The following is a 23,700-nucleotide window of genomic DNA, read 5'->3' as shown; positions in this document are numbered from 1 at the left end:
ATGAAGAGGGCGGCTCAGGCCGCCTTCTTCTCCTGCGGTGCGAAACGGCTGTAGAAAGTCTCGCCCTTGGCGGCCATGTCCTTTAGCAGCGGTGTCGGCTGGAAGTGGCTGCCGTAGCTGGCGGCGAGCTTTTCGCAGAGCGCGACGAAGGTTTTGACGCCCATGCCGTCGATGTAGGACAGCGTGCCGCCGGTATAGGGCGCAAAGCCGAAGCCGAGGATGGAGCCGACATCGGCCTCGCGCGGATCGGTGACGATGCCCTCTTCCATGGTGCGCGCCGCTTCGAGCGCGATGGTGACGAGCAGGCGCTCCTTCAGCACCTTCACGTCCACATCGTCCGCCTTCTGCTGCGGGTAGAGGTCCTTCAGGCCGGGCCACAGCTTCTTCTTGGCGGGCTTCGGTGGGTAGTCGTAAAAGCCCTTGCCGGCCTTGCGGCCGAGGCGGCCTTCGCCCTCCACCAGCTTCGTCACGAGATCCAGATGGCGCGGATCGACGGCCTTTTCGCCGAGATCGGCGATGGCGGCCTTGAAGACCTTGTAGGAGAGATCGACGGCGACTTCGTCGTTCAGCGACAGCGGGCCGACCGGCATGCCGGCCATCTTGGCCGCATTCTCGATCATCGCCGCCGGCACGCCTTCGATCAGCATGTCATACGCTTCCGCCATATAGCGGAAGACGCAGCGGTTGACGTAGAAGCCGCGCGTGTCGTTGACGACGATCGGCGTCTTCTTGATGGCCGCGACATAGTCGAGCGCGGTTGCAAGCGCCTTGTCGCCCGTCTCCTTGCCGAGGATGACTTCCACCAGCATCATCTTGTCGACCGGCGAGAAGAAGTGGATGCCGATGAACTGGTCGGGGCGCTTGGAGTTCTTGGCAAGCCCGGTGATCGGCAGCGTCGAGGTGTTGGAAGCGAGGATCGCGTCCTCCTTCAGCACGGCTTCGATCTTCTCGGTGACTTCCTTCTTGACGGTGCGGTCCTCGAAAACGGCCTCGATGACGAGATCGGCATCGGCGAGGTTGGCATAATCCGGCGTCGGCGTGATGAGGGAAAGCAGCTTCTCGCCGTCCTCCTTCGACATGCGCCCCTTGCCGACAGCGCCGGTGACGAGGCCTTCCGACACGGTCTTGCCCTTGTCGGCCGCTTCCTGGTCACGATCGACGAGCACGACCGGAATGCCGGCAGCGGCCGTCACATAAGCGATCGACGCGCCCATGAAGCCGGCGCCGATGACGGCGACCTTCTTGAACTCCGCCTTCGGTACGCCCGCCGGTCGGCGCGCGCCCTTGCCGAGCTCCTGCATGGAGATGAACAGCGACCGGATCATCGAAAAGGCTTCGGTCGTCTGGAGGATATGGGTGAAGTAGCGCTGCTCGATCTTCAGTCCCGTCTCGAAGGGCACTTGCAGGCCCTCATAGACGCACTTCAGGATAGCGAGCGCGCCCGGATAGTTGCCCGCGGTCTCGCGGCGCAGGATCGCCGGTGCTGCCGGCCAGAGCTGCGCCGAAGCCGGCGTCCAGATGCCGCCGCCAGGCGCCTTGAAACCCTTCTCGTCCCACGGCTGCACCGGCTTCAGGCCGTCCTTGATCATCTGTTTGGCGGCCGGGATCAACTGGTCCGGCTCGACAACCTGATGCAGGAGGTTCATCGCCTTGGCGCGCGCAGCCGTCAGCGACGAGCCGGTCGTCATCATCTGAAGCGCGTCCTGCGCATTGGCAAGGCGCGGCACGCGCTGGGTGCCGCCGGCGCCCGGGAAGATGCCGACCTTGACTTCCGGCAGCGCGATCTTGACCGACTTGGCGTTCGAGGCGACGCGCCCATGGCAGGCGAGCGACATTTCGAAGGCGCCGCCCATGCAGGTGCCGTTGATGGCGGAGACCCACGGCTTGCCGCAGGTTTCGAGCTTGCGGAACAGCCAGGTCATGCGGCCGGTGGCCTCAAACAGCTTTTCGACGGCCGTCGCCGGGTCCTTGGCCTGCGCATCCTTCAAGAGATCGAAGCTCGCCTTGATCATGGAAAGATCGGCGCCGCCGGAGAAGGAGGATTTGCCCGACGTGATGACCACGCCCTTGACGGCAGCGTCGGCCACGATCTGGTCGACGATCTTGTCCAGCTCGTCCATCACCTCGATGGTGAAGACGTTCATCGACTTGTCAGGCATGTCCCAGGTAACCAGAGCAATGCCGTCGGCGTCGGTCTCGATGGTGAAGTTCGTGTAGCTCATGTCTTCCTCCCGAAATCAGACGCGTTCGATGATCGTCGCGGTGCCCATGCCGGCGCCGATGCAGAGCGTGACGAGGGCGGTGTTGAGGTCGCGGCGTTCCAACTCGTCGAGCACGGTGCCGAGGATCATCGCGCCGGTTGCGCCGAGCGGGTGGCCCATGGCGATGGCGCCGCCGTTGACGTTGATCCGGTCGTGCGGGATGTCGAAAGCCTGCATGTAGCGCAGCACCACGGCGGCGAAGGCTTCGTTGAGTTCGAAGAGGTCGATGTCGGCAAGCTGCATGCCGCTGCGGGCGAGCAGCTTTTCCGTGACATCGACCGGGCCGGTCAGCATCAGCGCCGGGTCGGAACCGATATTGGCGAAAGCCTTGATGCGACCGCGCGCCTTCTTGCCGAGGATGTTGCCGCCTTCCTTGGAGCCGAGCAGCACGGCGGCGGCGCCATCGACGATGCCGGAGGAATTGCCGGCATGGTGCACGTAATTGATGCCCTCGATTTCCGGATGGGCCTGGATGGCGACGGCTTCGAAGCCGCCCATCTCGCCGGGCATCTGGAAGGAGGGGTTGAGCGAGGCGAGCGCCTGCATGTCGGTGCCGGGGCGCATGTGCTCGTCATGGGCGAGGATGGTCAGGCCGTTGATATCCTTCACCGGCACGACGGAATTCTTGAAATAACCGTTCTGCCAGGCATGCGCGGCGCGCTTCTGGCTCTCAACGGCATAGGCATCGACGTCGTCGCGGGAAAAACCGTATTTGGTGGCGATGAGATCGGCTGAGACGCCCTGCGGCATGAAATAGGCCGGGAAGTTGACGGAAGGGTCCATGAACCACGAGCCGCCCGACATGCCGAGCCCGACGCGCGACATGCTCTCGACGCCGCCGGCAATGACGATATCGTCCGCACCCTGCGCAATCTTCGCCGCGCCAAAATTCACGGCATCGAGGCCAGAGGCGCAGAAGCGCGAAATCTGCATGCCCGGCGCTTTCGTCGAATAGCCGGCCTCGAAGGCGGCGGCCTTCGGGATGACGGAGCCCGCATCCATCACCGGATCGACGCATCCCATGACGATGTCGTCGACCTTGGCCGTATCGAGCCCGTTGCGGTCGCGCACCGCTTCCAGCACCTTGGCGGCAAGGCGGACGGACGGCACTTCGTGCAGCGAGCCATCCTTCTTGCCGCGCCCGCGCGGCGTGCGCACATGATCGTAGATGAAGACGTCGGTCATTGGTCTCTTCTCCCTAGCGGCGCCGGGCGCCGTCAAACTCGCAATGGTCGCCTGATTCTTCGAGGCTAGAACGCTTCGGCCGCCAATTCCATCGTCGTGTCGGCGCCCGCCTCGATGCGGGTCTTGCGCAGCGCGGTTTCCGGCATCAGGCGTTCCATGAAGAACTTTGCGGTGATCAGCTTGTTCTTCAAAAAGTCCTCGCGTCCGCCGGCGCCTGCCGCCAGGCCATCCTCGGCAGCCTTGGCGATTTTCGCCCACATATAGCCGACGGTGACGAGGCCGAAGAGGTGCATGTAGTCGGTCGAGCCGGCACCGGCATTGTCGGGCTTGGCCATGGCGTTCTGCATGAACCACATGGTTCCGGCCTGGAGGTCGTTCAAGCCCTTCTTGAGGTGCTTGGTGAAGAAGGCGAGCTTCTCGTCATTGCGGTTCTCCTCGCAGAAATCGCCGATTTCCTTGAAGAGCGCCATGACGGCGCGCCCCCCATTCATGCCGAGCTTGCGGCCGACGAGGTCGAGCGCCTGGATGCCGTTGGCGCCCTCGTAGATCATGGCGATGCGCGCATCACGCACATACTGGCTCATGCCGTGCTCTTCGATATAGCCGTGGCCGCCGAAGACCTGCTGGGCCATGACGGCGTGGTCGAAACCCTTGTCGGTGAGCACACCCTTGAGGATGGGCGTCATCAGGCCGAGAATGTCGTCGGCGGCCTGACGTTCCTTCTCGTCGGCGGAGCGGTGGGCGATGTCGGACTTCAGCGCCGTCCACAGCGTGAAGGCGCGGCCGCCCTCCGTCCAGGCCTTGATGGTCATCAGCGTGCGGCGGATGTCGGGGTGCACGATCAGCGGATCGGCCTTGCCGTTCGGGTTCTTCACGCCGGAAAGCGAGCGGCCCTGCAGGCGCTCGCGAGCGTAGTTGGCGGCATTCTGGTAGGCGATCTCGGCGATCGACAGGCCCTGAAGGCCGACGCCGAGGCGGGCCTCGTTCATCATCACGAACATGGCGTTAAGGCCCTTGTTCTCCGCGCCGATCAACCAGCCGGTCGCCTCGTCATAGTTCATGACGCAGGTGGCGTTGCCGTGGATGCCCATCTTGTGTTCGATCGCGCCGCAGGAGACGCCGTTCTTGGTGCCCGGCGTGCCGTCATCCTTGAGGATGAATTTCGGCACGATGAAGAGCGAGATGCCCTTGGTGCCCTCCGGCGCGCCCTCGATGCGGGCGAGCACGAGGTGCACGATGTTCTCCGACATGTCGTGGTCACCGGCGGAGATGAAGATCTTCTGGCCGGAAATCCGGTAGGACCCGTCGGCCTGCGGCACGGCCTTGGTGCGCAGCAGGCCGAGGTCGGTGCCGCAATGAGGCTCCGTCAGGTTCATCGTGCCGGTCCAGGTGCCTTCCACCATCTTGGGCAGATAGGCGGCCTTCTGTTCGTCGGAGCCATGCACGAGGATCGCGGCGATGGCGCCCTGCGTCAGGCCCGGATACATGGTCAGCGCCATGTTGGCCGACGACATATATTCGCCGACGGCGGTGTGCAGCACATAGGGCAGGCCCTGGCCGCCGAATTCTTCCGGCACCGCAAGGCCGATCCAGCCGCCCTGGCGGTAGAGGTCGTAGGCCTGCTTGAAACCCTTCGGCGTTTTGACGGTCGCGTCGTCGTTGCGCGTGCAGCCTTCCTGGTCGCCGGAAAGGTTGACCGGGAACAGCACCTCTTCCGCCACCTTCGCGGCCTCGCCGGCAATCGCTTCCACCATGTCCCCCGTCGCATCGGCAAAGCCGGGCAGGTTGTTGTACCGCTCCAGCGCCAGAACGTCGTTCAGGATGAAAAGCGTGTCATTCACGGGGGCCTTGTAGATCGGCATCTTTCGCGTTCCTCACCTATCCCACGGACATGAGTCCGGTCCTTGGCAAGGGATACTATAAAACTTTGACGTTTGCGTAAACGTCAAAACGCAAGGGCGTGGAATTTTTCGCCGGAGAGGGATGGGAGAGGAGGGGAGGCGCTGCGCCTAGGGCGCCTGCTGCTGTGCCGCAACCGGTCGCCTTTCCTCCCGAACGCCATTCTATGAGCAAATCGTTAAAAAATTTCCGCGGTGATTAACCCCTTGTTTACCACGTTTCGTGAATTGTGGCGCTTGAGGGCGTGGGATCGGGAATCAATTCGTTTCCCTCTGTGCATTCCGGGCGGCAGGCCGGGAATAGACAGGGACGATACTGTTTCCGACGGCTGACGGCGGCGGGCGAAGGCCCGTTCCGGAGTGGAAATAAAAGGGCGCAGCCGGGGCGGCAGTGCCTTCTAGGGTATCTCCCGGCAGGCTGGATGGCCGCCAAAGCGAGGCGAAAGATGAACGGATCGCGAAACCCGCAACGTCACGGCGAAAGATCCTCGCTCGATGCGCTCAATCGCACCATCGAGGGGCTCGAAGCCCGTATCGAGGGCCTGATGGCGAACGGCCGCGAGGCGCGTGGGCGGACGGACGAGCGGCTCGCGCCGCGCAGCGAAACCGCCCGCTACGAGCCGGCGCGCAACATTCCCCTGCGCGACGATCCGGTCTCCGAGATCATGCAGCGCCAGCGCGCCATCGAAGGCACGCGCGAGCGCGTCGTGCCCCGCATGGAGCGCCGCCCCGTTTCCAGCGATCATTATGCCGCCGCCCAGCAGGCGCACACCGCCTATGGCACCTCCAACGCCGGTTATGCCGCTGCCGCCGCACCGGCGCGCGCGGAAGGGTCTGTCGAGGACATCGCCAAGGCGCTCGTTTCGCTGCGCCAGGACCTGAAGAAGGACATTGCCGACGGTCTCGAGCGCGAGATGCAGTCGCTGCGCTCGGAAATCCGCGGCATCCGCCAGGTGGCCGAAGGCCGCAGCGGAAACGACGACGTGCGCGAAGAGCTGCTGCGCCTTTCCACCGGCATCAACCAGCTCGGCCGCCAGTCTGGCCAGACCGACGGGCTGCGCGTCGAGTTCGACGAGCTGCGTTCCGTGCTCGATGGCCTTGCCCGCGAGGATTCGGTGCGCCGAATGGAAGACCGTTGGAGCGGTGTCGAGCAGAAGCTCACCATTTTCGACCAGACGCGGGACGACGAGCTGGTGGCGCTTGCCTACCGGCTCGACGAGCTGAAGACCCAGATCGGCGGCCTCAGCGCCACGCCGGCCATCCATGCGCTGGAAGGCAAGCTGGAGACGATCGCCCGCGCCATCGACATGCTCGCCCGCCAGTCGCAGCCGGACGACGGCCGTTTCGTCTCCGCCGTCACCTCGCAGTTCGAGGGGCTGGATACGCGCCTCGACGAGATCAGCCGGGCGATTGCCGCCGCCGGCCGCATGCAGCAGGCATCCGTCACCGACAATCCGATGATGCAGCGCCTGGAAGGCCGCATCGCCGATCTCGCCGGCCAGCTCGACATGATCGCCCGCCGCCCGGCCCCGGTGGCGCCGGAGCAGGGCCTCGGCCTGCGCATCGAGGCGCTGGCGAGCCGCATCGAGGAAATGTCGAACGAGCGTGCGGCCCTCCGCCTGGAAGAGCGCATCGAGCAGCTTTCGCTGATGTTGGAGCAGAGCCAGCAGGCCGCACCCGCCCAGACCCAGGACAACGAAGAGCTCGCCTATTACCTCTCCGACATTTCCCGCAAGATCGACGCGCTCGACCAGGGCAGCGTCACCGGCGAGCTGGCCGAGCGCCTGGATGCACTCGCCCGCCGCATCGACGGCCTCGACGCGCCTGTGGGCAGCCCGTTCCAGGAAGATCGCTTCAACCATATCGAAGGCCGTCTCTCGGCGATCGCCGACCGGCTGGACGCGACCCGCACGGCGCCCGTCGGCGACCACGAGGCGCTGCGCGGCCTGGAAGCCCAGATCGCCCATCTCTCCACGCTGATCAGCACGCCGTCGACCGCCGCCGTGCCCGTCGAGGTCGAGAACCGCCTCGCGACGATCGAAGATTACATGGCGACCAACGACGAATATATCGTCGAGGCCGCGCGCCAGGCGGCGGAAGCCGTGATGGAAGCCTATCGCCATGCCGGCCCGGCCGCGGCCGCCTCGACCGACATGGAGGCGATCGCCGCCCTTGCCGACGACCTGCGCGTGCTCGAAGAGCTGACCCGCTCCAGCGAGGAGCGCACCGCGCGCACCTTCGATGCCCTGCACGACACGCTGGTGCAGATCGCCGGCCGCCTCGAACAGCTCGACGCCCCGCGCGAAAACTTCGGCCGCCGCGAGAGCCCGATGCCGCGCGCCGAAATGCCTGCCATGGCCATGGACATGGACCGCGGCAACGAACGCGCCTCCAGCCAGTACGGTAACGACTACCCTTTTGACGATGACGGCTTCGGCGCCGGCGAGACCCGCAGGGCCGAAGTCGCGGAGCCGCGCGAGGAAGAGAGCCGCTTCGCCGAGATCGAGGTCGAGACCATTCCGGTTCCCGAGCGGCCGGAGCCGGTCGAAGCGATCGCGGAAGAGACCGTGGCGCTTGCCGTCGAACAGCCGGCGGAAATCCAGAAGAAGGTCGGCCTGCTGGCCGGCCTGAAGCGCCGCTTCAGGCCGGGCCGCAAGGAGGCCGCTCCCGTAGTCGAGCGCCGCCAGATCGACCCGACGCCCTCGATCGACCCCACCGACGAACTGGCACCGGAAGAGGCGAACCAGCTGCTGGAGCCCGGCTCCGGCGTGCCGGACGTCCGCCGCATTCTGGAGCGCGTGCGCGCCGGCCAGGCCTCGGGCAATCGCACGGCAACGGCCGGCGAGGGCGACCGGGTGGCCGCGCAGATCGCCGCCGCCCGCCGCGCCGCAAAGGTTGCCGCCGAGGAAGCCGACACGATTTCCCGCGTTGCCCCGGCCAAGAAGTCGGACAAGGTCGCCAAGGGTGATGCGCCCGCCTCCGCGCTGTCGCGCCACCGCCGGCCGATCCTGCTTGCCGTCGGCGCCATTCTGCTGGTGATCATGTCCTACCCGCTGGTCAGCACGCTGGTGACCGGCGACGAAGCCCCGGTCGTCGTCGAGCAGACGGCGATCAACACGAACGAAGCCGCGCCGGTCGATACGGTGACGGGCACGGGCGAAGCCGTGACGGCGAACACCGCCGCCGCACTGGTTGCCGGTGAGGAGACCGTAACGGAGCCCACCGGCGACAGCGCCGTGACGGAGCCCACGGGTGACGCTGCCCTGACAGATCCCGCTCCCGTCGAGGATGCCGAGGAACGCGGCCTTGCTGGCACGGACAACGACCTGGTCATCGAATCGCCTTCGACGGAGACATCCGCGACGGGCTCCGACGCCCTGACCGCTCCGGCCACGACCGACGACGCTCCCACCGCAGGCTTCGAGCCGGTGACGACCCCGGAAGCCGAGCCGCTTGCTGAAGAAAAGGACACGACGGCCGCCACCGAGACCGCGCCGCTAGACCAGACCCAGACGGCGGCGATCGTCGTTCCGGAAGCCATCACCCCGGCCTCGCTTTCCAAGGCTGCGACCGAAGGCGATGCGCTGGCGCTGTTCGAGATCGGCGCGCGCTACACGGAAGGCCGCGGCGTCGCGACGGATCTGGCGGAAGCAGCCCGCTGGTACGAACTTGCCGCCGCACGCGGTTTTGCCCCGGCCGAATACCGCCTCGCCAACCTCTATGAAAAGGGCCAGGGCGTGGAGCGCGACCTTGCACGCGCCCGCGAACTCTACGAAATCGCAGCCAACAAGGGCAATGCGAGCGCCATGCACAACCTCGCCGTCCTGCTCGCCACCGGCATGGGCACGGCGCAGCCGGACTTCGACGGTGCGGCAAAGTGGTTCCAGAAGGCATCCGAGCTCGGCGTTCGCGACAGCCAGTTTAACCTGGCGATCCTCTATGCGCGCGGCAACGGCGTGAAGCAGGATCTGGAAGAATCCTACAAGTGGTTCGCCATCGCCGCCCGCGACGGCGACAACGATGCGGCGCAGAAGCGCGACGAGGTGGCGAACGCGATGCGCCCCGAACAGCTTTCCAGCGCCAAGGCCAAGATGGAACTGTGGAAGCCGCAGCCGCTGGACGAGAAGACCAACTCGGCCGACCTGCCGGATGAATGGGTCGGCAAGCCGACCAAGACCGCCAGCGTCGACATGAAGAAGGCGATCCGCAACATCCAGGCGATCCTCAACAACAACGGCTTCAAGGCCGGCGCGCCGGATGGCGAGATGGGCAAGAAGACGGTCGCCGCCATCAAGGCCTTCCAGAAGTCCGTCGGCCAGAAGGAAACCGGCGAGATCGACGACGCGCTGGTGACGGAACTGCTGAAGCGCAACAAGCAGCCGAGTTGATCGGCTAATCGCCGGAGAACCTGGTTCTCCGGCTTTGACCTACCCTGCGGGCATGACACTCACCACAGCACCGCGTGTCGTTAATGATACGCAAAGGTCGCTGTGGCATTTTGTATGCGCTGCACGTCTCATCCTTAAATCGGCCCTGATTTCAGGAATTATGCAGTAGAAAAATTACGTGTCGCTCCAAGATGATACGCGTCGCTCAGACGTCTTATCATGGAGGGCGGCAACGTGACCGATCCTTGTGTGATGCAAGGTGCGACCGGCCGATGGAGGGGGCCTCCCTTCCCGCGGCGCGGCGTTTCCGTGCATCCGCAGCCTGGCCGGACGAGCAAGCTCGGCGGCGGGCAGAACAGGTGAAGCGACTGCTGGATAAATCCGCGCGTGCGGGAAAAATATTGCCGATCGGGGTATCGTTGTGACTGTCTATCTGCCCATCGCAGAGCTCTCGGTGAACATCTTCATCATTCTCGGCATGGGTGCGGCCGTCGGCTTCCTGTCCGGCATGTTCGGCGTCGGCGGCGGCTTTCTGATCACGCCGCTCCTCATCTTCTACAACATCCCCCCGATCGTCGCCGTCGCGACCGGCGCCAACCAGGTCGTCGCCTCCTCGATTTCCGGTGCGCTCTCGCATTTTAGGCGCGGCACGCTCGATGTGAAGCTCGGCTCGGTGCTGCTGGTCGGCGGTCTTGCCGGCGCCACCGCGGGCATATGGGTCTTCTCGATCCTGCGCAGCATCGGCCAGCTCGATCTCGTCATCTCGCTGCTCTACGTGGTCTTGCTCGGCACCGTCGGCACGCTGATGCTGCTCGAAAGTATCCGGGCGCTGCGCCGCGCGGCGAACAACCAGCCCGTCTCGCTGCGCCGGCCCGGTCAGCATAGCTGGGTGCATCGCCTGCCGCTGAAGATGCGCTTCAAGAAGTCGAAGATCTATCTGAGCGTCATTCCGGTCATAGGCCTCGGCTTCGGCATCGGCATCCTCACCTCCATCATGGGTGTCGGCGGCGGCTTCATCATGGTGCCGGCCATGATCTACCTGCTGCGCATCCCGACAAACGTCGTCGTCGGCACGTCGCTGTTCCAGATCATCTTCGTCACGGCCTACACGACCATCGTGCAGGCGACGACGAACTATTCCGTCGATATCGTGCTGGCGTTCATCCTGATGGTGGCGGGCGTGATCGGCGCGCAATATGGCGTGCGCGTCGGCCAGAAGCTGCGCGGCGAACAGCTGCGCGCCCTGCTGGCGCTGCTGGTTCTCGCCGTCGGCGCCCGCCTGGCCGTCGATCTCGTCGCGACACCCGCCGATATCTATTCCGTCGTCAGCGAGGGGGTCTATCGATGAGAGCGCTCCTCGCCCTTCTCTTCACGCTCGGCCTGGCCTTTCCGGCCGCAGCCCAGGTGCTGGAAGACCCGCCGGTGGAGTTTCCGGAAAAGCTGGAAATAGGCATCTCGACCGACGAGATCGCGATCTCCTCGGATTTCCGCGGCGCGGACCTCACCATCTTCGGCGCCATCGAAGGCTACGACCCGGCACTGCTCACCCAGCGCAAATACGATATCGTCGTGGCGCTGGAAGGGCCGAAGGACAACAACACGGTGCGCATCAAGGAGCGCATTTTCGGCATCTGGGTCAACCGCCGCTCGATGACCTTCGAGCTCGTCCCGGAATCCTATTCGCTGTCGAGCACGCGCGACGTCGAGACGATCGCCGAACCCGCCATGCTGAATGGCGTCGGCGTCGGCATCCAGCATATCCGCCTTTCGCCGGTCGGCTTCCTCGGCGACGGCAGCAACATCACCGAGTTCCGCGAGGCCTTCCGCAGGCTCAAGGAAAGCGGCGGTTTCTACCAGCGTGATCCGGGCGGCGTGCAGTTCATCAGCGCGAGCCTGTTCAAGGCGACGGTGAAGCTGCCGGCAAGCGTGCCGAACGGCACCCATGTCGTGCGCGCCCACCTCTTCCGCGACGGCGTGTTCATCGCCGAGAAGGCGCTGCCGCTGCGCGTGATGAAGACCGGCATCGAGCAGATGATTTCGAATGCCGCCTATAACAATTCGCTCGCCTACGGCGCCTTTTCCGTTTTCCTCGCCCTCGTCACGGGTTGGCTGGCAAGCGTCGTCTTCCGCAAGGATTGATCAGCAGGCGGCTGCGGCCAGCCGCCGTGCCACGGTCGCCTCATAGGCGGCCTGGAGTTCGCCGAACACCGAGCGGGCCGGGCGTGGTGCCCCAAGATGGATGGCGCGCAGTTCTTCCATGAAATCGTCCCATAGCGCGGGACCGCCGTCTTCCAGCAGTTCCGCGCGGATCGACAGCTCTTCCGTCACCGGCAGGAAGCGCCGGCCCCAGGCGCCCATCATGGCGAAGACCGGCACCAGCGCGATGCCCATCTCGGTCAGGCTGTAGAGCGATTTCTGCTTGTGGCTCGGATCGTCCGCCTTGCTGATCAGGCCTTCCTCGACCAGCCGGCGCAGCCGGTCCGCCAGGATGTTGGAGGCGATGCCTTCGTCGGACTTCGTCAGCAATTCGCGAAAGTGGCGGCGGTTGCCGAACATCATGTCGCGCAGCACGATCAGGCTCCAGCGGTCGCCCAGGATTTCAAGCGTCAGGTTGATCGGGCAACCCGAGCGGCGGGCATCTTTCATGCGATTCTCCAAAAACTGCTTGCATAGTACAATCAGTTTCGCTATCCATCAACCAGTTGCAAATCGCAACTGGTTAAGTTTCACGCGGCAGATGCCGCAAGGGAGGACGGAAAGATGGCAAAGGTAATCGTCTGGAACCTCGTGACGCTCGACGGCTTCTTCGAGGGCGAGAAGAAATGGGACCTCGACTTCCACAACCGGGCCTGGGGGCCGGAACTGGAAAAGCTCAGCAGCGAATTCGGCGAAAGCGCCGGCCTGCTCGTCTTCGGCCGCGTGACCTATGAGGGCATGAAGGCGTACTGGACGACGGCGGAAGGCGAGGCCGAGGTAAAGAGCTACATGAACGCGCTGCCGAAGCTCGTCGCCTCGCGCACCATCACGGCCTCCGACTGGAACAACACGGAGGTGACGGCCGATATCGTCGGCGAGATCACCCGGCGCAAGCAAGCGCTCGACAAGGCGATCTACGTCTTCGGCAGTGCCGACCTGACGGACTCGCTCCTTGCGGCCGGGCTCGTCGACGAGGTGATGCTGGCGATCGTGCCGGTGCAGCTCGGCAAGGGCACGCCCTTCTTCAAGGACGGTGCGCGGCGCGACTTCGACCTCATCGAGGCTAGGACGCTTTCCAACGGCGCGATCCTGACGCGCTATGCACCGAGCACGGCCTGAGGCCGATAACCATTTCTTGAAGAGATGTGTTGAAACAAATCACGCTGCCGACCCCTTCGGACGTTAAGGGCGGATTGCGGATGCGCGATCCGCCGTCTCGTTGCGATCGAACCCAAGGGAAACAGCCATGCGAACGACCTCTCTTCTTGCCGGAACCATGCTCGCCGTAACCCTCTTTGCCGCCCCGGCCTTCGCCCAGACGGCGGAGACCGAGGAGGCCAACGCGCCGGACCAGAAGCCGGCTTTCGAAAACCAAACCCGCGCAGCCCTTCCCGCCGCGGTGCCGCAGATCAGCGTCGATGTCGTGGCGGAGGGCCTGCCGCAGCTCTGGGCGATGGAGTTCCTGCCGGACGGCCGCATACTGGTGACGACGAAGGAAGGCGCCATGCATGTGGTCTCGCAGGAGAATGGCGAGGCGAGCCCGCCGATCGAGGGCGTGCCGGCGGTAATGTCGGAAGGGCAGGGCGGCCTGCTCGACGTGGCGCTGGCGCCGGATTTCGAAAGCTCCAACCGCATCTACTTCTCCTTCTCCGAACCGCGTGACGGCGGCAACGGCACGTCGGTCGCCTCGGCTGAGCTGACCGAGGAGGACGGCAAGCTGGCGCTCAAGGACGTGAAGGTCATCTTCCAGCAGATGCCGACCTATGACGGCGACAAGCATTTTGGCTCGCGGCTCGCCTTCGGGCCTGAAGGCCAGCTTTATGTGACGGTGGGCGAGCGCTCGGACCGCGAGACCCGCGTCGGCGCGCAGGATCTCGACAAGGGCTTCGGCAAGGTTTTCCGCATCGATGCGGAAGGCAAGGCGCTCGCCGACAATCCCTTCGTCGGCACGGACGGCGCGCTGCCGGAAATCTGGAGCTACGGCCACCGCAACCTGCAATCCGCCGCGCTGGATGGCCAGGGGCGGCTCTGGACCGTCGAGCACGGGCCGAAGGGCGGCGACGAGCTGAACCGCCCGGAAGCGGGCAAGAACTACGGCTGGCCGAAGGTGACCTACGGCATCGAATATAGCGGCGGCCCGGTCGGCGAAGGCATTACGACGCTGCAAGGCACCGAGCAGCCCGTCTATTATTGGGATCCGGTGATCGGCCCCTCCGGCATGGCCTTCTACAATGGCGATGCCATTCCGGAGTGGAAGGGCGCCTTCCTCATCGGCGGCCTCGTCAGCCAGGGCCTCGTCGTGCTGCACATGGATGGCGACCGGGTGCGCAACGAGGAGCGCGTGGCCCTCGACGCCCGCATCCGCGACGTCAAGGTCGGTCCCGACGGCACGGTCTTTGCCATCACCGAGCAGCGCGGTGGCGGATCGACGATCCTTAGGCTGGTGAAGGCGAGCTAGCCGATCAGGTTGGCAAAGCGCACCGAATAGATGCGGTCGCGGCCGAGCATGTGGGCGACGAGGCTTGGCCGGTCGAAGAGGCCGGTCATCGCCTTGTGGCGGAGATCGAGGCCGCCGGTCATGATGCCGAAGGCGGGCATCAGCATGCGCTTGCCATCGGTCGCAAAACACGGACGGCGAACCGCCTTGTCGCGGCGGACGACGGTGGCGGCGGGGTGCAGGTGCCCGGCGATCTCGCCGGCCGGCGAAAGCAGCGACGGTTCGTGGCGGAAGGCGAGGCCGGCATAATGCAGTTCGTCGGCCGACTGGCCAGGCAGGTCCACGGTGCCGTCCGGATCATGGTTGCCGTTGATCCAGATCCAGTCGCGCCCGCGCACGAGCTCCGTTATCTTCGTGCGGAACATCTCCGGCAGGTGGGCGGAGCCGACGCGATCGTGAAAATTGTCGCCAAGGCTGACGACGATCGCCGGATCGTGCCGGGTGATCACGGCTTCCAGCACCTTCAGCGTCGCCAGCGTATCGTAGGGCGGCAGCAGCATGCCGCGGCGCGCGAAGGCGGCGCCTTTTTCGAGATGCAGGTCGGAGACGACGAGCAGGCGGGTTTCCGGCAGGTAGAGCGCGCCGAGCGGATCGCACACCGCCTCGACGCCGGCAACGACGGTGCGGGCCGAGACGGCACCGAAATCCTGTATCTCCATCGATGCCAGAGCGAGCCTCTGCATGCGGTCTTCAATCCCTAGATCTATGTCTCGCCCATCGCCTCGGCGATCAGGTCCTCCGCCGCTTCCGCCAGCAGCGAATCCTGCGCCTCGCCCGCCACCAGTTCCTTGCCGATTTCCAGCATGATCGGCACGGCGAGCGGCGAAATGCGGTCGAGCCGGCGGTGGGTGATGTGGCCCTTGATTCGCACCAGCATATCGCCCAATCGCTGAATATCCAAAAGCCCCGCCGCCGCATCGTTGCGGGTCGCCTCCAGCAGGATGTGGTCCGGTTCGTGGCTGCGCAGCACGTCATAGATCAGGTCGGCGGAAACGGTGACCTGCCGCCCGGTCTTTTCCTTGCCCGGATGGCGCTGCTCGATAAGGCCGGCAATCACGGCGCAATTGCGGAAGGTGCGCTTCAGCATGAAGCTTTCATCGAGCCAGGCTTCCAGGTCGTCGCCCAGCATGTCCTCGTCGAACAGGCTTGAGAGCGACGGCCGTTCGACGGCAAACGTGTAGCCGAGATCGTCGAGCGCCCAGATGGCCAGCGAATAGTCGGTGGCGACGAAGCCGAGCGGCCGCCGGCCGGCGCGCTCGAGCCTTCGGGTGAGCAGCATACCGAGCGTTTGGTGCGCCAGCCGCCCCTCGAAAGGATAGGCGACCATGTAATGCCGGCTGCCGCGCGGAAAGGTCTCGATCAAAAGCTCGTCGCGTTTCGGCAGGGTGGAGACGTCCCGTTGCAGCGCCAGCCAGTCGCGCACCTGGTCGGGAAGCGCGCCCCAGCGCTGCGGATCGTCCAGCATGCTGCGCACCTGGTCGGCGAGATAGGTGGAGAGCGGGAATTTCCCGCCCGCATAGGCGGGCACCTTCGCATCGAGCGAGAAGGCCTGGGAGACGAGACATTCGTTCTCGCGGATGCCTTCGAAACGCAGCACCTTGCCGGAGAACAGGAACGTGTCGCCGGGCGCCAGCATCTCCAGAAAATATTCTTCCACCTTGCCGAGCGACGCGCCGCCGCGGCCGACCACGCCCTTTGCGCCGCGTTTGACCATGCGAACGTTCAGCATCGGCATTTCGACGATCGTGCCGAGGTTCAGGCGATATTGCTGGGCGACTCCAGGGTTGGAGACACGCCACAGCCCGTCCACCGTCTTGCGGATGCGGGCGTAGCGCTCATAGGTCTTCAGCGCATAGCCGCCGGTCGCGACGAACTGCACGATACGACCGAATTTTTCGCGTGAAAGCTCAGTATATGGCGAGGCGGAGGTGACTTCGGCAAACAGCGCGTCCTCGTCGAAGGGCGCGGCGCAGGCCATGCCGAGCACGTGCTGAGCGAGCACGTCCAGCGCGCCTTGCCCGACCGGCAGCGTATCCTGCGCACCGAGATAATTGGCGTCGAGGGCCGCCTGGCATTCCATCACCTCGAAGCGGTTGGCGGGCACAAGGATGGCGCGGCTCGGCTCGTCCATCCGGTGGTTGGCGCGGCCGATGCGCTGCGCCAGCCGTGAGGCGCCCTTCGGCGCGCCGACATGGATGACGAGATCGACGTCGCCCCAGTCGATGCCGAGATCGAGCGTCGAGGTGGCGACGACGGCGCGCAGCCGGTTCTCCGCCATCGCGGCCTCCACCCGGCGGCGCTGGCCGACATCGAGTGAACCGTGATGCAGCGCGATCGGCAGCGTGTCCTCGTTGATGTTCCAGAGCGCCTGGAAGAGGATTTCCGCCTGGCTGCGCGTGTTGACGAAGAGTAGCGACGTCTGGTGCGCCTTGATGGCCTCATAGACCTCCGGCATGGCGTATTTCGCCGAATGGCCGGACCACGGCACGCGCTCCTCGCTCTTCAGGATGGTGATGATCGGCTTCGCCCCGCCGGGCGCGGTGACGAGCCCGGCATGGGTTTCCTGCTCCAGCGCCTGCTCGACCAGCCAGCGGCGCAGGTCCATCGGCTCGGCCACGGTGGCGGAAAGGCCGATGGTGCGAAGCCCGGGTGCCAGACGCCGCAGCCGCGCGAGGCCGAGCGACAGCAGATGGCCGCGCTTGGAGGTGACGAGCGAATGCAGTTCGTCGAAGATCACATATTTCAGGTCCTTGAAGAAGCGTTCCGCCTCACCGTTGGCGATCAGCAGCGCCACCTGCTCGGGCGTCGTGAGCAGGATATCGGGCGGGTTCAGCCGCTGGCGCTGGCGCTTGGCCTGCGGCGTGTCGCCGGTGCGCGTCTCGATCAGGATCGGCAGGCCCATCTCGGAGACCGGCTTCATCAGGTTGCGCTCGATATCGACGGCGAGCGCTTTCAGTGGCGAAATGTAGAGCGTGTGGATGCCGGTGAAGGCGGAGCCGGGTGGGATTTTTCCACGGCGCGTGAGATCGGTCAGCGCGGGAAGAAAACCCGCGAGCGTCTTGCCGGCACCGGTCGGCGCGATGAGAAGCAGACTTTCGCCGGCCGTGGCGCGGGCGAGCAGTTCCATCTGGTGCGCGCGCGGCTGCCAGCCCTTGGCCGCGAACCAGTCGGCGAAGGGTTTCGGCAGGAGGGCAAGGCCGGCGGCGGTTTCGCCAGAGATAGAATCGAAGCTGTTCACGCGTTTAAGCTAGTGACGGTCCATCGAATGTGAAGCCGCGCCCCGCGAAAAATAGGATCACATGGCAATATAGCGGTCGGCGCGGTGGTTGACGGTGAGGAACAGGTTGAGCACTACGGCACCGACGACGGAGCAGAGCACGATGAAGGGCGGGGCGACCAGGAAGGCGGCGACCAGCACCACGAGATCGAAGGCGAGCTGCACGAGGCCGGCGCGAATGCCGAAGCGCTCCTGCAGGTAGACCGCCAGCACGCCGACGCCGCCGAGGCTGGCGCGGTGGCGGTAGAGGCCGAGCAAGCCGAAGCCGAGCAGGATGCCGGCCAGCACCGCCGTCCACATCGGATCGATGCTCTCGATGCGCACGAAATGCGGTTGCAGCTCAGTGATCAAAGAGGTGAGCGAGACGGCGATGATGGTCTTGATCGTGAAAGCCCAGCCGAGGCGTTTGAGCGCCAGCACGTAAAAGGGGATGTTCACGACGGTGTAGAACAGACCGAAGCTATAGCCGGTGAGGTAGTGCAGGATGAAGGCGACGCCGGCGGTGCCGCTGGCCACCAGCCCGGCGCTGCTCATCAGGGCAAGGCCGAGCGCGGCGATCATGCTGCTCGCAAACAGGCCCTGCGCATCTTCCAGCGGCGTATGGCGGGTAGGGGTGGGGTTCCAGAAGCCGAAACGCCGTTTGTCCACGTCCATGCCTGATCTCCGATGGTCTTTTGCTGTTGTATAGCGCCGCGCTGCCGGCGCAAGCCTATGCCTGCCGGCGCGCGAGGAAGAGCAGGCCATGCACCGGCTGGCCGGCATCCTGCCGGATCACGCTCTTTTCGAGGGCGAGCAGGTCGAAGCCATTCTCCGCCATCCGCCGGCGGATGAAGGCTTCCGGATGGGCATAGCGCAGCGACGGGCGCAGCAGCGGCGCGTCTCCCTCGCCGCCATCCTCCACGGAAAAGGCGAAGAGGCCGCCGGGCTTTGCAAGTTGCGCGGCGCTCGCAAACACCTCAGCGAGATCGCCGAGATACATCAGCACATCCGCGGCGCTGACGAGGTCGGCGCGGGCTTCCGGCGCATCGGCAAAGAGGCCGCTGTCGCCCGCCGGCCGCGACAGGTCGGCCTGCGCCAGATGGTCGTAGACCGCCTTTTCCGTTGCCTTGGCCAGCATGCCGGTGGAAAGGTCGAACCCTTCCAGCCGGCCGGCATGGCTGCGGATTTCCACGCCGAACAGGCCGGTGCCGCAGCCGATATCCGAGACGAGGCCGAACTGCGCGTCGTCCTCTCCGGCGTGCTTACGCACGAGCCGGGCGAGCGTGCGGGGCACCGTGTATTCCAGCCGCTCGACCAGCGCCGTGTCGAAGCGGTCGGCATAGTCGTCGAAGAGGCGCGCGACATAGGGGCTTGGCGGGGCCGCGGGTGCCGTCGCGGCGCCGAGCACGGCGAGTTTCAGGCCGGCGCCGAAAATGTCGGTGGGGTCGAGGGCCAGGACTTTTTCCAGCGCGGCCGTCGCCGCCTCCTTCCGGCCCGATTTTTCCGCATATTCGGCGAGCCGGAACCAGCCGGCGGCCCACATCGGCACCTGCTCGAGCGCCTGTTCCATGAGTTCCTGCGCCTCCGCGAACTCGCCCGATTCCGCGAACATGCGGGCATAGTCGGCGCGACGGTCGGCGATGAGGTCGCCGGAGGAGAAATGCGGGCTCGTCATCGGGGCCTGTGGAAACGGGGAAACTGGCGGAGCTACATGGCAGGGCCGCGGCAAAAGGCAAGCGAATTCTCGAAGGCATGCCGCTTGCTTGCCGCGGGACCGGTGACAGCTTATCTGGAAGCGAACGAATTTTGGAGAATCAGCCCATGTCCAATGGCGTGAACGGGTTTCTCGGCGACACACCGCTGCGCGTGTTTATCAAGCTCCTGATCCTGTCGGTGGCGGTGGGTTTCCTGATGTCGGTCTTCGGGCTCTACCCGGACGACATCCTCTTTGCCGCCCGCGATTTCGTGGTCGACCTGTGGAACACCGGCTTCAAGGCGCTCGGCCGCATCGGTGACTACCTGCTGCTCGGCGCCGTCATCGTCGTGCCGGTCTTCATCCTCATCCGCATGCTGAGCTATCGCCGCTGACCATGGTTTCCCGACGCACCCTTCTTGCCGCTTCCGCGGCGGCCGTCGCAGCACTTGCCGCGGGCTGTTCCACCACCAGCGTGCTGACGCCCTCCGCCGGCACCGGCAGCGACCAGACGCCGCCCTCGCTCGCCCTCATCAACAAGCTTCGAGCCGAGCGCGGCCTGTCTGCGCTCGCCATCGACAAGGCGGCGAGCCGCGCGGCAATGGACCAGGCAAGCCGCATGGCCGCCGCCGGCAAGATGGAGCACAATATCGGCTTCGGCGCGAATTTCCTGAAGCGCATGAAGGGCATGGAGGTCGCCCTTCCGGCGGCGGAAAACATCGCTGCCGGGCAGGATAGCGCCGCGGACGCGTTCGACGCCTGGTATCGCTCGCCGAAACATCTCGAAAACATGCTGGGTGCCGGCTATCGCGGCCTCGGCGTCGCGGTTGTCTCCAATCCTGCAACCCGCAACCGGCCCTATTGGGCCATGGTGCTGTCGAGCTGAACAGAAGCCGGGGGCGGGGCGGGACCATGAATGCGATGGCAGCAGGCGAAAACGGCGAGGCCGGCCCCTTCGAGGTGACGCACCGGCTCGTGCTGGCGATCGCCATTCCCATGACGCTCGGCTTCCTGACGACGCCGCTGATCGGGCTCACCGGTACGGCCGTGGCTGGCCGGCTGGGTTCCGCGGATGCGCTGGCCGGAATGGCCGTCGGCGCGGTGATTTTCGATCTCCTCCTCGGCAGCTTCAATTTTCTGCGCGCCTCCACCACGGGGCTGGTTGCGCAAGCCTTCGGCCGCGGCGACCGGCGCGAAGAGCAGGCGGTCTACTGGCGCTCGCTGACGATCGCGCTCTGTTGCGGGCTGGCGATCGCGCTGCTGTCGCCACTGCTGCTCTCCGCCGGCCTCTTCCTGATGGCGCCAGGGCCAGGCGTTGCCGCGGTGACCACGACCTATTTCACGATCCGCGTGCTGTCCGCCCCCATGGCGCTCGCCAATTATGCGCTGCTCGGCTTCGTGCTCGGCCGCGGGCAGGGCACGACGGGGCTGCTGCTGCAGGCGATCATCAACGGCATCAACATCGTGCTGTCCATCACGCTGGGCCTCGGTCTCGGCTGGGGTATTGCCGGCATCGCCTGGGCCACCTTTGCCGGTGAAACGATCGGCATGCTGGCCGGCCTCCTCATCGTCGTCTCGCGCTTCGACCGGGCGCACCGGCCGACGCGCGCGGAAATCTTCGCCCGCGCGCGGTTGAAAGCGCTCTTCTCGCTCAACCGCGACATCATGATCCGCACCTTCGTGCTGATCGGTGCCTTCGCCATCATGACGCGCATCGGCTCGTCCTTCGGCCCGCTCGTGCTCGCCGCCAATGCGGTGCTGATGAACATCTTCCTCGTCGCCGGCTATTATCTCGACGGCATCGCCAATGCGGCCGAACAGCTCGTCGGTCGCGCCTTCGGCGCGAATTTCCGACCGGCCTTCGACCGCGCGGTGAAGCTCACCATGCTCTGGTCCTTCGGCCTCGGCGCCTTTACCACGACGCTGTTCCTCGTCTTCGGGGCGGATGTGATCGGCCTGCTCACCACGACGGAAAGCGTGCGGGCGGAGGCGGCGGCCTACCTGCCCTGGGCGGCGCTGACGGCGATCACCGGCGCGCTCGCCTTCCAGATGGACGGGGTGTTCATCGGCGCCACCTGGTCATCGGCAATGCGCAACATGATGCTGGCAGCCTTTGCAGGTTATCTGCTGGCGCTCGCGATCTTCGTGCCGCTCCTCGGCAATCACGGCCTCTGGCTGTCGCTCAATCTGTTTCTGGCATTTAGGGGTATTTTCCTGGCCTTGCGGCTGCCCGTGCTCGCCGGGCGGCAATTCGCCTGAAGCATTTCAGCTTCACCGGAAATGCTTCCGGTTTTTGTTTTGCCGCATTATCCGACGCCGAAGCGATGCCGCTTCGGCTGGAGATGCTCCGGCTCGTCGGGCCGGAGCGCAACCCCGGCCCGGGCGCTCGATGGTCAGAATGGCTGGTCGAGCTGGGTGTCGATGTCCCGGGCATCGAGCGGCTTTTTTGCAGGCACCGGCGTCAGCCGCACGATGCGTTCGGGATTTTCCGCCGTGGGATTTTCCGGCACGGTGCCGGGAGGAAGCGTGCTCTGCGCGATATCGGCCTTGCTGGTCCGCTCCGCCCCTGAGGTCTCAGCCTCGTTCACGTCCGCCCGGGCACGCAGCCAGTGCGAATATTCGCGGCCTTCCGGGCGACCTTCTTCTTCCCAAATTTCGTGGGCCCTTTGCCGGATCCTTTCGTTGTGATCGTCCATGGTCTTGTCCCTTCCTGCCTTTTTGGCCGTTATTGGGCGGGATCGGTGCAGGCTACCGTCGATCGTTATCGGCTTCTGCCGCGCACTCCACCCGCAGGAGAGAAACCCTGTCGGGCAAGTTTGGTTCCGTTATGGCGCTCAGAGGGGACGGTCGGCCCAATGGGCGACACGGCTGTCGCGAAGCGCGGAAATCGAGGTGATCTGCTCGCGATCACAAATCCGCGACAGCCCGCCGACGATCTCGCCGGCCAGTCCCGGACCGGCATAGACCATGCAGGAATAGAGCTGGACGAGGTTCGCGCCGGCGCGGATCTTCTCCGCCGCCGTCTCCGCCGAAGAGACACCGCCGACGCCGATGAGCGGCAGCGTCTCGCCGACGCGCCGGCGCATCTTGGCGAGCACGGTGGTCGATTTCTCGAAGAGCGGCTTGCCGGAAAGCCCGCCCGCCTCGCCGGCCTGGCGGGTGTCGCGAAGGCCTTCGCGCGACAGCGTCGTGTTGGAGACGATGAGGCCGTCGAGCGGATGGGCGAGCGCCACCTCGGCGATGTCGTCGAGACCCTCTTCCGTCAGGTCCGGCGCGATCTTCAGGAAGACCGGCACTTGGCGCCCGCTGCGGGCCGCTTCCTCCGCACGGGCGGAAAGCACGGCGGAAAGCAATGCGTGCAGGCTATCCTTCGCCTGGAGGTCGCGCAGGCCCGGCGTGTTGGGCGAGGAGATGTTGGCGGTGAAGTAGCGCGCGACGTCGTAGAAGGTGCGGATGCCCGCGACATAATCCGCCACGCGGTCGGCGCTGTCCTTGTTGGCGCCGATATTGACGCCGATCAGTGCATCGCGCCGGCAGGCCTTCAGGCGCTCGAGCGCGGCGGCATGGCCGGCATTGTTGAAACCGAGGCGGTTGATGACGGCGTCGTGCTCGACGAGGCGGAAGATGCGCGGCTTCGGGTTGCCCTCCTGCGCGCGCGGCGTCACCGTGCCGATTTCCGTGAAGCCGAAGCCGAGGCGCAGCAGCGCTTCCGGCACCTCGGCATTCTTGTCGTAGCCGGCGGCCATGCCGAGCGGATTGGGGAAGGTGAGGCCGGCGATGGTCTGCGCGAGACGCGGATCGGCTTTCGCCGGGCAGGCCGGCACGATGCCCGTCTTCAGCGCGGCAATCGACATGCCGTGTGCGGTTTCGGGATCGAACAGGAAGAGGCCCTTGCGGCCGAGCGTCGAAAGCAGCGACATCACGCATTCATCTCCGGAAACTGGTGGGCGCCATCGGGGCCGAGCGGCAGGGGCTTTTCCCAAAGCACGGCGTCAAGCGGCAGGGCGGCATAGAGATGTGGGAAGAGATCGCCGCCGCGCGAGGGCTCATAAACCAGCTTTTCGCCGAGCGCGTCGCCATCGACGGCGACCAGCAGGAGATCGCTCTGGCCGGCGAAATGGCGGGCGGCGGTCTCGATTGCCTGGGCGCTGGTGGAGAAATGGATGAAGCCGTCGGTGAGGTCGATCGCGGCGCCCTCGAAAATCCCGGCTTCCTTTGCTTTTTGCCACAGACTTGCCGGAACGATCTTGTAGATTGTTTTGGCCATCTCGCCCGTTTCTCCCTTGCCTGCCGTTCTCAACGGTAGCGCTTGCCGCAAAGAACGGC

At 65.4% G+C, this 23,700-nt stretch carries 19 protein-coding genes; 8 read left to right on the top strand and 11 right to left on the bottom strand.

All coding sequences use genetic code 11. The features are described from left to right. Nucleotides 1-14: 14 nt before the first annotated feature. From AC1Q6Z_RS14825 to AC1Q6Z_RS14815, 3 genes are all read right to left on the bottom strand, one after another. The gene (locus AC1Q6Z_RS14825; RefSeq protein ID WP_492648391.1) at nucleotides 15-2,222 is read right to left on the bottom strand and encodes an FAD-dependent oxidoreductase; all 2,208 of its coding nucleotides are present in this window, start codon (nucleotides 2,220-2,222) and stop codon (nucleotides 15-17) included. Nucleotides 2,223-2,237: 15 nt separating this feature from the next. Continuing rightward, the gene (locus AC1Q6Z_RS14820; protein WP_492648390.1) at nucleotides 2,238-3,446 is read right to left on the bottom strand and encodes an acetyl-CoA C-acetyltransferase; all 1,209 of its coding nucleotides are present in this window, start codon (nucleotides 3,444-3,446) and stop codon (nucleotides 2,238-2,240) included. A 65-nt stretch (nucleotides 3,447-3,511) separates the two neighbouring features. Beyond that, complete coding sequence (locus AC1Q6Z_RS14815) at nucleotides 3,512-5,308, bottom strand: acyl-CoA dehydrogenase C-terminal domain-containing protein (RefSeq protein ID WP_492648389.1); 1,797 nt, start codon at nucleotides 5,306-5,308, stop codon at nucleotides 3,512-3,514. 482 nt (nucleotides 5,309-5,790) lie between these two features. Here AC1Q6Z_RS14815 and AC1Q6Z_RS14810 point away from each other — a divergent pair, with 482 nt between their 5' ends. The 3 genes from AC1Q6Z_RS14810 to AC1Q6Z_RS14800 all read left to right on the top strand — a co-directional run bounded on the left by AC1Q6Z_RS14810 (nucleotide 5,791) and on the right by AC1Q6Z_RS14800 (nucleotide 11,871). Then, complete coding sequence (locus AC1Q6Z_RS14810) at nucleotides 5,791-9,732, top strand: peptidoglycan-binding protein (RefSeq protein WP_492648388.1); 3,942 nt, start codon at nucleotides 5,791-5,793, stop codon at nucleotides 9,730-9,732. 421 nt (nucleotides 9,733-10,153) lie between these two features. Further along, the gene (locus AC1Q6Z_RS14805; protein ID WP_256117953.1) at nucleotides 10,154-11,080 is read left to right on the top strand and encodes a sulfite exporter TauE/SafE family protein; all 927 of its coding nucleotides are present in this window, start codon (nucleotides 10,154-10,156) and stop codon (nucleotides 11,078-11,080) included. Then, nucleotides 11,077-11,871 carry a TIGR02186 family protein gene (locus AC1Q6Z_RS14800; protein ID WP_492648387.1) on the top strand — a complete coding sequence of 265 codons (795 nt, stop codon included), beginning with the start codon at nucleotides 11,077-11,079 and terminating at the stop codon, nucleotides 11,869-11,871. Before AC1Q6Z_RS14805 ends, AC1Q6Z_RS14800 begins: the two co-directional genes overlap by 4 nt. Here the strand turns inward: AC1Q6Z_RS14800 and AC1Q6Z_RS14795 are convergent, their stop codons facing one another. Further along, entirely contained in the window at nucleotides 11,872-12,378 is a 507-nt protein-coding gene (locus AC1Q6Z_RS14795; RefSeq protein ID WP_492648386.1) for a winged helix-turn-helix transcriptional regulator, read from the bottom strand. 114 nt (nucleotides 12,379-12,492) lie between these two features. Between AC1Q6Z_RS14795 and AC1Q6Z_RS14790 the strand changes: the two genes are divergently transcribed. Further along, nucleotides 12,493-13,047, top strand: coding sequence for a dihydrofolate reductase family protein (locus tag AC1Q6Z_RS14790; RefSeq protein WP_492648385.1), 555 nt, complete (start codon nucleotides 12,493-12,495; stop codon nucleotides 13,045-13,047). 127 nt (nucleotides 13,048-13,174) lie between these two features. Next, nucleotides 13,175-14,386 carry a PQQ-dependent sugar dehydrogenase gene (locus tag AC1Q6Z_RS14785; RefSeq protein WP_492648384.1) on the top strand — a complete coding sequence of 404 codons (1,212 nt, stop codon included), beginning with the start codon at nucleotides 13,175-13,177 and terminating at the stop codon, nucleotides 14,384-14,386. On the opposite strand, the gene pdeM is transcribed toward AC1Q6Z_RS14785, so the two are convergent. From pdeM to AC1Q6Z_RS14765, 4 genes are all read right to left on the bottom strand, one after another. After that, complete coding sequence (pdeM, locus tag AC1Q6Z_RS14780; RefSeq protein WP_492648383.1) at nucleotides 14,383-15,108, bottom strand: ligase-associated DNA damage response endonuclease PdeM; 726 nt, start codon at nucleotides 15,106-15,108, stop codon at nucleotides 14,383-14,385. The two genes, AC1Q6Z_RS14785 and pdeM, sit on opposite strands and share 4 nt — an antisense overlap. Nucleotides 15,109-15,128: 20 nt before the next feature. After that, nucleotides 15,129-17,645 carry a ligase-associated DNA damage response DEXH box helicase gene (locus AC1Q6Z_RS14775; protein ID WP_492648615.1) on the bottom strand — a complete coding sequence of 839 codons (2,517 nt, stop codon included), beginning with the start codon at nucleotides 17,643-17,645 and terminating at the stop codon, nucleotides 15,129-15,131. Between the two features lie 75 nt (nucleotides 17,646-17,720). After that, entirely contained in the window at nucleotides 17,721-18,356 is a 636-nt protein-coding gene (locus AC1Q6Z_RS14770; RefSeq protein ID WP_256117944.1) for a DUF6198 family protein, read from the bottom strand. Between the two features lie 55 nt (nucleotides 18,357-18,411). Beyond that, nucleotides 18,412-19,356 (bottom strand): class I SAM-dependent methyltransferase, encoded by a 945-nt coding sequence (locus AC1Q6Z_RS14765; RefSeq protein WP_492648382.1) that lies wholly within the window; start codon nucleotides 19,354-19,356, stop codon nucleotides 18,412-18,414. Nucleotides 19,357-19,502: 146 nt separating this feature from the next. On the opposite strand from AC1Q6Z_RS14765, the gene AC1Q6Z_RS14760 reads away from it, so the two are divergent. Genes AC1Q6Z_RS14760 through AC1Q6Z_RS14750 form a run of 3 tightly spaced genes read left to right on the top strand, consistent with a single transcriptional unit; the run spans nucleotide 19,503 to nucleotide 21,633 of the window. Continuing rightward, entirely contained in the window at nucleotides 19,503-19,769 is a 267-nt protein-coding gene (locus AC1Q6Z_RS14760; RefSeq protein WP_256117942.1) for a DUF6460 domain-containing protein, read from the top strand. 2 nt (nucleotides 19,770-19,771) lie between these two features. Then, complete coding sequence (locus AC1Q6Z_RS14755; RefSeq protein ID WP_492648381.1) at nucleotides 19,772-20,260, top strand: CAP domain-containing protein; 489 nt, start codon at nucleotides 19,772-19,774, stop codon at nucleotides 20,258-20,260. A gap of 35 nt (nucleotides 20,261-20,295) precedes the next feature. Then, nucleotides 20,296-21,633 (top strand): MATE family efflux transporter, encoded by a 1,338-nt coding sequence (locus AC1Q6Z_RS14750; protein WP_492648614.1) that lies wholly within the window; start codon nucleotides 20,296-20,298, stop codon nucleotides 21,631-21,633. Between the two features lie 134 nt (nucleotides 21,634-21,767). Here the strand turns inward: AC1Q6Z_RS14750 and AC1Q6Z_RS14745 are convergent, their stop codons facing one another. The 3 genes from AC1Q6Z_RS14745 to AC1Q6Z_RS14735 all read right to left on the bottom strand — a co-directional run bounded on the left by AC1Q6Z_RS14745 (nucleotide 21,768) and on the right by AC1Q6Z_RS14735 (nucleotide 23,641). Next, nucleotides 21,768-22,070 carry a DUF2934 domain-containing protein gene (locus AC1Q6Z_RS14745; protein WP_492648380.1) on the bottom strand — a complete coding sequence of 101 codons (303 nt, stop codon included), beginning with the start codon at nucleotides 22,068-22,070 and terminating at the stop codon, nucleotides 21,768-21,770. Nucleotides 22,071-22,208: 138 nt separating this feature from the next. Beyond that, a complete protein-coding gene (locus tag AC1Q6Z_RS14740) occupies nucleotides 22,209-23,294 on the bottom strand; it encodes a quinone-dependent dihydroorotate dehydrogenase (RefSeq protein WP_492648379.1) in 1,086 nt (361 codons plus the stop codon). After that, nucleotides 23,294-23,641, bottom strand: coding sequence for a DUF952 domain-containing protein (locus AC1Q6Z_RS14735; RefSeq protein WP_439631431.1), 348 nt, complete (start codon nucleotides 23,639-23,641; stop codon nucleotides 23,294-23,296). The genes AC1Q6Z_RS14740 and AC1Q6Z_RS14735 overlap by 1 nt, the downstream gene beginning before the upstream one ends. Between the last annotated feature and the right edge of the window lie 59 nt (nucleotides 23,642-23,700).

This window comes from Shinella sp. GW835-FHT14H05 (assembly GCF_058793575.1).
This window is presented reverse-complemented; position numbering and strand designations above follow the sequence as displayed.